Origin of the sequence: Sinomicrobium pectinilyticum, assembly GCF_003725735.1 — a bacterium.
GTDB classification, from domain to species: Bacteria; Bacteroidota; Bacteroidia; order Flavobacteriales; family Flavobacteriaceae; genus Sinomicrobium; species Sinomicrobium pectinilyticum.
Genome location: NZ_RJTM01000099.1, coordinates 92,016 through 100,731 on the forward strand (window position 1 = coordinate 92,016; position 8,716 = coordinate 100,731).

The following is an 8,716-nucleotide window of genomic DNA, read 5'->3' on the forward strand; positions in this document are numbered from 1 at the left end:
ATTAAAAATTTTTAATAATATTTTTTACACCAAATGTTTATATTTAGATGGATAGATCTCTGATGCTCGATCAAATAAAATATCATTATCTTTTTAAAAGGGATATTGACCTGGCAAAGCATTTAGGAATAAAGCCCCAGGTTTTGTCCAACTGGAGAAAGCGAAATTCTTTTGACGCGGTACTTATTTACACAAAATGCAATGAATTGAGCTCTTCCTGGTTGTTAACGGGAGAAGGGCCTATGCTGAAAGAGGACGACAACAGTGCTCACCCGGTACATGAAGAAAGTAGCGCCTACATACTACAGGAAAGGATCAGTGCCATGGAAGGGCAGATCGAAGCGTTGAAACAGGCAAATTCGGCCCTCCGGGAAACCAATGGCGCGCTACGGGAGACGAGGGAAATATTTAAAAAACGTATTGAGGAACTGGAATCCAGGAATGGCATTCCCGGTCCGCAGTAAGATATTCACACTTCTGCATCTTTCCCGGCAATCGGGGGAAAAGCATTATTTTTGTCACACCATTCCTTTTACACTTATAACTTATGATACAGCTACGGAGAAAGGATTCCGGAGACCCGGACTTTTTACATATGGTAAAACACCTCGATGAAGACCTGAGGGAAAGGGACGGAGAAGAACACACTTTTTACGCACAGTACAATAAAACCGAACTTATACGCCACGTCGTCGTAGCTTATTCAAATAACCAGCCTGTCGGGTGTGGAGCACTGAAAGAGTACAGTGCGGACACTGCCGAAATTAAGAGGATGTTTACTTTGCCGGAAAGCAGGGGAAAAGGCATAGCGTCAATGATACTCAAAGAACTCGAAAACTGGGCTTCGGAGTTGTCTTATGCGAAATGTATCCTGGAAACCGGCAAAAAACAGCCGGAAGCCATCCGGTTGTATCAAAAAAATGGTTATGTCATTATTCCCAACTACGGGCAATATGCCGGGGTGGTAAACAGTTTGTGTTTTGAGAAAATGTTGTATTAGTATTAACCGCTCAGTTTGCACATAGTTACGTCCTTTACCTCTATCGCTCGTGCAAAGACTTTTTCAGGACCTGATTTCGGGTAGTTGATGCTAACCGGGTGGAGGTAACTCTCAATTAATTAAAACTCCTCGGCTATTCACTAAATCAGATTATCTGAAGATGAAGAAAGCCGCCTGATTTTTTAAAAGACATCCCAAATATGTTTCGGGAAAGCTTTTCTTAAAAGCTATTTCCACGCCTCTTCTTTTCCTTCTTCATAATGAGAAAAAGCCGTAGCTAATCCCTGAATAACTTCTGCCGAAGTCTCGAAGAGGGCCTTTGCCCTTTGTTCCTCAACTTTACCAATGTCCCTTCGAATATGATCTCTCAATTCCTGCAACTCGCCCCTGATGTTACGGGAATGTTCTTTTGGATCTGTTGTTTCTAAATTTTTCATTTTCCTGTTCTTTTTCATTCTTTTAAAGATAATCAATAATGTTTCCTTAAAAAAAGATTCACAACGGTTTATCGGAAATTTTAACGATCCGAACAGGAAGGATATACTTCATACCCTTTATCCGGCAATCACAGGTTCTGCACAGGTGAAGATTTATTTCCCGCGGCCATAGATATCAGGCCGTTCGGGAAGTCTTCACCGGATTTTTGAGCCTGAGGTCCCGAACTATTTTATCCCGTACTATCCGAATCGGAGGCGAAAAAGTGTACTGTAATCCTGGAATCATCTGTAATTTCATTAACAAAATAAAAACCTCTTTCCGGCAACAGAGCGAAAGAGGTTCTTGTATGAAGGACCTACTTTATCTGGTTAGGACGAGAGCAAGAAATTTTTATACCGGATACCACTTTTTACGCTATAGCCTCGGCTAAAAGGCAAAAAGCGACATACGGGAGAAAAAGGTCTTGATGCAGTTGTCTGTCAGAAAAAGTTGGCTTCTCCTATAGGGGATGCTTTTTTAGCTGTTGATCCCTCCCAGAAAATCGTTTACAAAATCCTGTACGGCGTTGAGGGCAGCCTGCATATGCGCAGTAACAATATCTACAATACCGTTAAGTATTTCCAATACAGCACCCAGCTCCAAGCCTCCGTTTACTTCACTGAGCTCTGTTTCGGTCAGTTCCTTTACTTCATAATGTTCCAGGTTCTTCATAATATCAATTCATTAAGGTGTAATTTATTTTTTTTAAAACTCCTCCGGAACCGTGAATAGTTTCGGATGGAAAAGCCGTATAAAATATACTTTCCCTCTTAAGCTTCTGCTTATGCGGCAATAGATTTCATACGGCTTTCTATCTTTAAACCTATACAGGTCCCCGGAAATAACTACAGGTCAACAACGCCGGTTACAAGACCCAGGGTAAGCTCTACGATGCTTCCTACAACAGAAACGATCCCTCCGACTACCCCGGTTACGGTACCGAGTACTCCGGTTACCAGGTCAAGAACTCCTCCGATGTCAAGACCTCCGTTAACTTCCTGTAGTTCGTTGGCATTGAGCTCCTGAACTCCGTAATTTTCCAAACTTTTCATAATACATTAAGATTAAGTTAAACAAAAGATTTAAGGTTTGTAATACCGGCTGAAACAGCCGGAAACACCAATTGGTTTTGCTAATTTAAGAACACTCACTGTATAAACCTTGCAGTTTAAGGTTTTTATAGCTAAAAAAGAAATCTAAAACCTCTTTAAATGAAAGAATTCACCTCAAAATTACTCATCCTCCGGGTTCTCTACAACAATTTTTTTTTTTAACAGCGGATAATCGCCATACAGATTCACTACCGTAGTGCCAAACGGAAACGTATTTTTATATACACTGTTCATTTTCGGCTGGTTGGCCCTGATCAGGGCGGCGGCCACTCTTTCCCTGTCTTCTTTGGGTACAGGCGTACAGCTAAAACAAAGTTGTTCTCCCGGTTTTAGTTCCTTTTTCCATACATACCATTTTTCATGGATACGTACCCTCTCGTTAATGTTATCGGCTTTTCCTATGTAAATAAGATCATTCATGGATACTTTTCCGAGGTCACGGTCGTGGTAGAAGCTTTGTACCACAAAAATACCGGAATATGCAGGCAGTCCTTTACTGTCCCGTTCCCTCCAGTAGCCTTTAAATTCCTGCTCGAACAGTTTTTTTTCCATAGTTTCAGGTTTTTGGATTTTATCCCCAAACCTAAATCCATTACAGGACATTTCCTTACGGATTTCCATAAGCAATACTAAAAGCTGCCTCCAAAATGATTACGTTTGATTTGTTATCTTATCCGGAAAAAACGAAACACCCCCATGTTTCCCAAGCGGAATATTTTCCGGTCCCGGACCCAACAAAAAAACACTCATTTTTAAAGACAGCTTGCAACTGCTTTTTGAATTAGCAAAACCTATAACAACCTAAGATCTTTCAGAATAGTGATAAGGTGAACCGTAGTATTGGCATTAAAATCTTCTTTGAGTTCTTTCAATCGTTTCTCTATGGAACTCTTACTGCTAGGCACTATACCTTCTTCCTTAAAACGTCTTTCTATCTGTTCTTGTGTATACCCATTGGCAAGATGGGTCAGAAGCATCACTTCATATTCCCGGAGTGTGAGAAAATTTCTCCCTTTCAACGCTGCTTCCACCATGGGGGAAAGGTAAGTTTTACCCTTGTATACCTCCCGGATAGCCTTTTCCAGGTCGGCCAGTCCGTTTCTCCCCTTACAGGCATAACCTTGTACCTGTCCGCTGTTCCACAATCTCCTCACTGTCTGCGGGTGATCTTCGATAGAATATACAATTATCTTCAAGCCCGGGAATTCACCGGCAAGAACTGCGATCAACTCCTGTCCCGAAGTGATATGCTGCGTGCGGTGATCGGGCTTAAAAGAAAGATCACAGATTACCAACTCAAAAGGAGCTTTATCCAGTACGGCCTTTCTTGCCTTCAGGAGTGCATCGTCACAATATGTGGCATGGCTTGCCTCCGGTATACCCAGATTTCGGAGTACGGAGGATAAACCCTGGTTAATGCTTTCTATATCTTCGGCAACTAATATTTTCTTGAACATAGCATGTAAAAGATTAGTACGGTAACTGAATTTCGGCCCGGAAGCCCTTTTCGGTTTCAAAGGTAATGCATCCTTTTACGAATAAAATACGGTTTTCCGTATTCCGAAGCCCGTTTCCGTATTTTAACACATCGGCAGGTGCCCCTACACCATTGTCAGAATAGGTGATTTTCAGCATTTTATAACTATCAGAGAAGGTTATTCCCACTAATGTAGCATTACTGTGTTTTTTCATATTGGTCATTAATTCCTGCAATACCCGGTATAAAACGATCTTCTTTTCCCGGGCGATTTGATGCCATGAAATGGTTTCGAGCCCAAGGATAACAATCTTTGTATTTCCCGGAGGATAGCTCCCCAGCATGGAGGCCAGTTCTTCGGGAAAGACAGCCCCGGTGTCTATACCGATACTTTCCCTCGATATATTCCTCGTTAGCATATATATTCGTTCCAATCTGTCGAGTATACCTTTATTGGCCACATTTTCCTCTAACTGTGTCATTACATTATAAATGCCGTTGGCAAGTTCGTCGTGTACTCTTTTGGACAGCCGGGTTTCGGTATTGTAAATAGCTTCTTGTTTTTCCCGGGCGACTCTTGCCTGGCCTTTTGTTTTTTGCAGCGAATTCCACAGGTACCAGATTATGGCCACTCCGATAACTATCGTAAGTAATATGAAGTTTTCCGTCCTCTCCTTCTGCAATAGTATTTCCGCCTTCTCCTTTTCGGATTTATACTTCAGCTTTTGCTGTTCTGCCCGGGTATAATCGTATTTTATTTTAGTAAAGGCATTTTTAGCCCGCAGTTTTGCCGTTTCCAGGCTGTCATTGAGCAGCACATATTTGGAAGCATATGATTGGGCATCCCCTTCTTCGGTGAGATAAATAAGTTTTTTTAAGGCATCCAACTGGTCTTCCGGATTGTTATACATTCTGGTAACATCCAGGTACTTTTTGGCATACAGCAATGCTTTCGGACGGTCTGAAAAGCCAAAATATTCCGAAAGATGGGAATAACTGGCCTGTAATCCTTCCACATCTTTCACCTCCAATCGTATACGTAACGCCGTATCTAATTCGTCAAGTACATTCGATGAAGGCTCTTTTAACCATCTGGCATATGCCAGGTTATCCGTAATCCGCGCCTTCGTTTTCGGATGCAGGCCCGTTGTATCCACAGAAGCCCACAATGCTATGGCAGACTCCAGATTTCCCTTGTCCCTCTCCAGGAGTGCAATATTATTTAAAACCGAAATACTGTCGGCAGCAGAAGAAACATATTGCAAACTGCTGTCGTATTCCCGGATGGCATTTTCATATAACTTCTGTTTTCTGTAACTGATGGCAATGCAATTATAAGCACTGGCCACATATTGCCTGTTTTCGAGAGGGTCCAGATACACAAGGCTTTCGGTTGCACTTTCCTGGCTCCCCGAATAATCCCCCAACCGTTCCTGTGATATGGCCATTTCCAACAACCGCATTCCCACCTGGGAACTTTCGCCCAGGGCCTGATAATACTTTTTGGATTCTATGGCATTTTTGAAACTCTCTTCCGGGTTGTTCAGGTAGGCAAAAATTCTGCTTTTTCTGTAATATCCCCTGGCCAGGTATAAAGTATCTTTACCACGGCCGGCATATTCGATAAGTTCATCCGCATAATACCGCGAACTATCATACTGCTTTATACTGTTGTGCAGGTATATTTTACGGTATAATCCTTTGGCCAGCATAGAATCTTTGCCCGGTCTGCTATACACCAGAGACCTGTTTATATAAAAAAGTTTTTTATTGACCGGTATACTGCTTTCTCTTGAAAGTTCGTAGAAATACACTGAAGAATCTATCTCGGCCTCCGGGATTATTGCCGGGGGGCTGGTCGATATGTCACATCCGGAATTACACAATAATATGGTAATAAACGGAACTAGAAGAAAAACTCTCATGGGGTTGTTTTGGTCTGCCCCCAAATTAACAAAAAATAAAAAGCCGCAAACAATTTGCGGCCTTTATTGCAGTTTTTTAATCACCTTCAGATTCGGGGGGTACTATATGTTCATCTTCACCTCCCGAACCCTGTGTGTCATACAGGGCCTCGTTATCTGCCGTATCATTATAGGTACATGAAATCAGTGATAAATTGCTGATAATGAGAATTACAATAATAAAGAGTAATTTTTTCATAACTGGACAAAATTTTGGGTTAAACAAAGGGGGATTGCCCGGGCGAGAGCCCGGGATTCGGGAGATAACTAACCAACCGGCCCTGCAGTGACCGATAGAGAAAGTACTCCTTTCGTTTCAGGGAAGTGGAATCCTTAATGCAGCAGCCAGAGACCACTTCCCCGGGCTATAGCCGGCTGCATTATGGATTTCCGTAAAGACAGACCCTTTTCTTTTGTTATGTTAGCTACGCCTAAAGAGAAAAAGACCATTACACTTGCGAAGTAAAAACAACAACTGTAAAAGATTCCGGACAAAGTCCTGACATCTTTTTGACAATAAGGGGACACACCCGGTACACTGAAATAATCTGAAAATAAAGTCATTACACCTTAAATACATCAGGCATGGAAAATTGGATTCAAAACCTCATGGAGTCTGTATTCGACAAAGTGGATAAAAAATGCGTTGAAGTATCCGTCAGCGGGAAGTCCAGGTATCTCGCATTAAAAATGGAGGAAGACTACGGATTTTTGTTAAGTGAAAGGAATATCACCAGGTATTACAAAGGGTATATCAGCAGAGAAGTAAAAAAAATCAAACCTAATAAGGCAACACTTGATGCCCTTGCGAAGTATTTGGAGTATAATAATTTTGAAGATTTTGTACAACAAAATGAAAGCAGGGAAGACGAAGTATTACGCAAGTTATCCGGGCGGATCAGAAAATTACACCGCAATATTGTGGTTAGCCTTATCATTAATATTGTCCTTATTGGCGGGCTCCTGTTTTTCATATCCACGTATTACAGGAAAAACTGTATGATCTGGATAAATGATCATTATGAAAAGATAAGGTGTTCCGGCCTGGAACTGGAAACGGGCTTAAATGAAGATGTACTGGAAAAATTTAAAAAAAATACAAATAACCGATAGCACTACCTTTTTTCACGAAGGAAAGGCTGTATTGTGGTATACGGTCTACAAAGGCAGGACAGAATTCTTTACATTTCCATGGATACACCCTGTCAGCAAGGACGCCTTATCTCCCGTAACGGCAAAAATGATGGAAAATTATGCTGTAAAAAAACAGGATTCTACAAGGAAAAAATAATGCCGCCCATGGTACTCCCGGTGGGTTGAGCCTGAACTATGATTTATAGAATTCATTCTACCCGGAATTAGAATTAGTTCTACACGCCCGCAAAAGGCATAAACACGAAAATATCCTAATTTCACCCCGCTCTTAAACCCGGAAAAGTATCATGAAAACCTATTATGCATTCAGTCGATGAGAAAAACATTAACTCTTGCAGGAGTTATAATCTCCGTCTACTCCATGACCACTATTCTGGCCTATTTTTTAGAGTATCGCACCATAGCAGGTAACGAAGCGGGTTATGTTTGGGGAAATTTTATTTTGTTGCTCATAGGCTTCGTACTCTTGCTTTACGCCAGGGGAATAGCAAAAAAATAAGCTAAAACCATGTGGCGCACAGGCATACCAATATTGCAAACAACCAACCGTTGATTCCTGATATCCCGGAGCTGGTTTTTCGGGAAATTTGACCACCCTGTAACCATCTGTTCAATGTACAGGGAATAGCTTCGGGATATTCCGGAATCAAAGGGAACATCCCTGTACGGTTAATACATAATTTGTCATATGGGCAAGATAATAGCAATTGCAAATCAAAAAGGAGGAGTGGGGAAAACGACCACATCCGTAAACCTTGCGGCCTCCCTGGGGGTCCTGGAAAAGAAAGTACTGCTTATAGATGCCGATCCCCAGGCCAATGCCACATCCGGCCTCGGTATTTCCGCAGACGATGTGGAAACAGGTACCTACCAGCTACTAGAACACTCCGTAAAGGCCAAAGACGCCGTGATAAAAACAACATCTCCGAATCTGGACCTGATTCCGGCGCATATAGATCTCGTAGCCATAGAAATTGAACTTGTAGACAAGGAAAAAAGAGAATACATGTTCAGGGAAGCTCTGCTGGGTATGGAAGACCAGTACGATTATATTCTCATCGACTGTGCTCCGTCACTCGGATTGCTTACACTCAATGCACTTATTGCCGCACATTCGGTTATTATACCCATTCAATGCGAATATTTTGCCCTGGAAGGACTTGGAAAATTATTGAGCACCATTAAAAGTGTACAGAAAATACACAATCCGCAACTGGATATAGAAGGCATGTTGTTTACTATGTACGATTCCCGGTTACGCCTGTCTAACCAAGTAGTAGAGGAAGTCAGACAACACTTCAGCGAAATGATATTCGACACCATCGTACAACGAAACATACGCTTGAGCGAAGCCCCGAGTTATGGCGAAAGTATTATTAATTATGACGCTTCAAGTAAAGGTGCCGTAAGCTATCTCAACCTGGCCCACGAAATTATCAGTAAAGACAAGTAATACGCCCGAAGAAAAACAGAGGGTGTAAACTGAACTCTGTCTGAATAGATTTTAATTATTAATTTTATTCAGACAGTA

The 8,716-nt window shown here is 41.8% G+C and carries 11 protein-coding genes and 1 pseudogene; 5 read left to right on the plus strand and 7 right to left on the minus strand.

Going from position 1 to position 8,716, the window contains the following annotated elements:
- Positions 1-62 precede the first annotated feature (62 nt).
- Positions 63-233 (plus strand): annotated as a pseudogene (locus tag ED312_RS24505) (helix-turn-helix domain-containing protein); the annotation flags it as partial.
- Positions 234-547: 314 nt separating this feature from the next.
- Positions 548-1,000 (plus strand): GNAT family N-acetyltransferase, encoded by a 453-nt coding sequence (locus ED312_RS14375; protein WP_123216715.1) that lies wholly within the window; start codon positions 548-550, stop codon positions 998-1,000.
- Between the two features lie 227 nt (positions 1,001-1,227).
- Here the strand turns inward: ED312_RS14375 and ED312_RS14380 are convergent, their stop codons facing one another.
- The 7 genes from ED312_RS14380 to ED312_RS23810 form a co-directional block, all read right to left on the minus strand.
- Positions 1,228-1,437 (minus strand): hypothetical protein, encoded by a 210-nt coding sequence (locus tag ED312_RS14380; protein ID WP_123216728.1) that lies wholly within the window; start codon positions 1,435-1,437, stop codon positions 1,228-1,230.
- 517 nt (positions 1,438-1,954) lie between these two features.
- A complete protein-coding gene (locus ED312_RS14385; protein ID WP_123216716.1) occupies positions 1,955-2,149 on the minus strand; it encodes a bacteriocin in 195 nt (64 codons plus the stop codon).
- A gap of 173 nt (positions 2,150-2,322) precedes the next feature.
- The gene (locus tag ED312_RS14390) at positions 2,323-2,529 is read right to left on the minus strand and encodes a hypothetical protein (RefSeq protein ID WP_123216717.1); all 207 of its coding nucleotides are present in this window, start codon (positions 2,527-2,529) and stop codon (positions 2,323-2,325) included.
- 180 nt (positions 2,530-2,709) lie between these two features.
- Entirely contained in the window at positions 2,710-3,141 is a 432-nt protein-coding gene (locus ED312_RS14395) for a GIY-YIG nuclease family protein (protein WP_148044300.1), read from the minus strand.
- Positions 3,142-3,380: 239 nt separating this feature from the next.
- Positions 3,381-4,046, minus strand: a complete 666-nt coding sequence (locus ED312_RS14400) for a helix-turn-helix domain-containing protein (RefSeq protein ID WP_123216729.1) — start codon at positions 4,044-4,046, stop codon at positions 3,381-3,383.
- Positions 4,047-4,059: 13 nt separating this feature from the next.
- Positions 4,060-5,991 carry a tetratricopeptide repeat-containing sensor histidine kinase gene (locus tag ED312_RS14405; RefSeq protein WP_123216719.1) on the minus strand — a complete coding sequence of 644 codons (1,932 nt, stop codon included), beginning with the start codon at positions 5,989-5,991 and terminating at the stop codon, positions 4,060-4,062.
- Between the two features lie 76 nt (positions 5,992-6,067).
- Positions 6,068-6,229, minus strand: coding sequence for a hypothetical protein (locus tag ED312_RS23810; RefSeq protein ID WP_170164525.1), 162 nt, complete (start codon positions 6,227-6,229; stop codon positions 6,068-6,070).
- A gap of 386 nt (positions 6,230-6,615) precedes the next feature.
- On the opposite strand from ED312_RS23810, the gene ED312_RS14410 reads away from it, so the two are divergent.
- The 3 genes from ED312_RS14410 to ED312_RS14425 all read left to right on the plus strand — a co-directional run bounded on the left by ED312_RS14410 (position 6,616) and on the right by ED312_RS14425 (position 8,638).
- A complete protein-coding gene (locus tag ED312_RS14410) occupies positions 6,616-7,143 on the plus strand; it encodes a hypothetical protein (protein WP_123216720.1) in 528 nt (175 codons plus the stop codon).
- A gap of 355 nt (positions 7,144-7,498) precedes the next feature.
- Complete coding sequence (locus ED312_RS14420) at positions 7,499-7,684, plus strand: hypothetical protein (RefSeq protein ID WP_123216722.1); 186 nt, start codon at positions 7,499-7,501, stop codon at positions 7,682-7,684.
- Positions 7,685-7,873: 189 nt separating this feature from the next.
- Positions 7,874-8,638: a ParA family protein gene (locus tag ED312_RS14425; protein ID WP_123216723.1), complete on the plus strand. Its 765-nt coding sequence runs from the start codon at positions 7,874-7,876 to the stop codon at positions 8,636-8,638.
- Positions 8,639-8,716 lie beyond the last annotated feature (78 nt).

Coding starts and splice junctions, on each gene's coding strand:
- ED312_RS14405 (WP_123216719.1), bottom strand. CDS start 5,991: ATGAGAGTTTTTCTTCTAGTTCCGTTTATTACCATATTATTGTGTAAT.
- ED312_RS14380 (WP_123216728.1), bottom strand. CDS start 1,437: ATGAAAAATTTAGAAACAACAGATCCAAAAGAACATTCCCGTAACATC.
- ED312_RS14390 (WP_123216717.1), bottom strand. CDS start 2,529: ATGAAAAGTTTGGAAAATTACGGAGTTCAGGAGCTCAATGCCAACGAA.
- ED312_RS14425 (WP_123216723.1), top strand. CDS start 7,874: ATGGGCAAGATAATAGCAATTGCAAATCAAAAAGGAGGAGTGGGGAAA.
- ED312_RS14420 (WP_123216722.1), top strand. CDS start 7,499: ATGAGAAAAACATTAACTCTTGCAGGAGTTATAATCTCCGTCTACTCC.
- ED312_RS14410 (WP_123216720.1), top strand. CDS start 6,616: ATGGAAAATTGGATTCAAAACCTCATGGAGTCTGTATTCGACAAAGTG.
- ED312_RS23810 (WP_170164525.1), bottom strand. CDS start 6,229: ATGAAAAAATTACTCTTTATTATTGTAATTCTCATTATCAGCAATTTA.
- ED312_RS14395 (WP_148044300.1), bottom strand. CDS start 3,141: ATGGAAAAAAAACTGTTCGAGCAGGAATTTAAAGGCTACTGGAGGGAA.
- ED312_RS14385 (WP_123216716.1), bottom strand. CDS start 2,149: ATGAAGAACCTGGAACATTATGAAGTAAAGGAACTGACCGAAACAGAG.
- ED312_RS14375 (WP_123216715.1), top strand. CDS start 548: ATGATACAGCTACGGAGAAAGGATTCCGGAGACCCGGACTTTTTACAT.
- ED312_RS14400 (WP_123216729.1), bottom strand. CDS start 4,046: ATGTTCAAGAAAATATTAGTTGCCGAAGATATAGAAAGCATTAACCAG.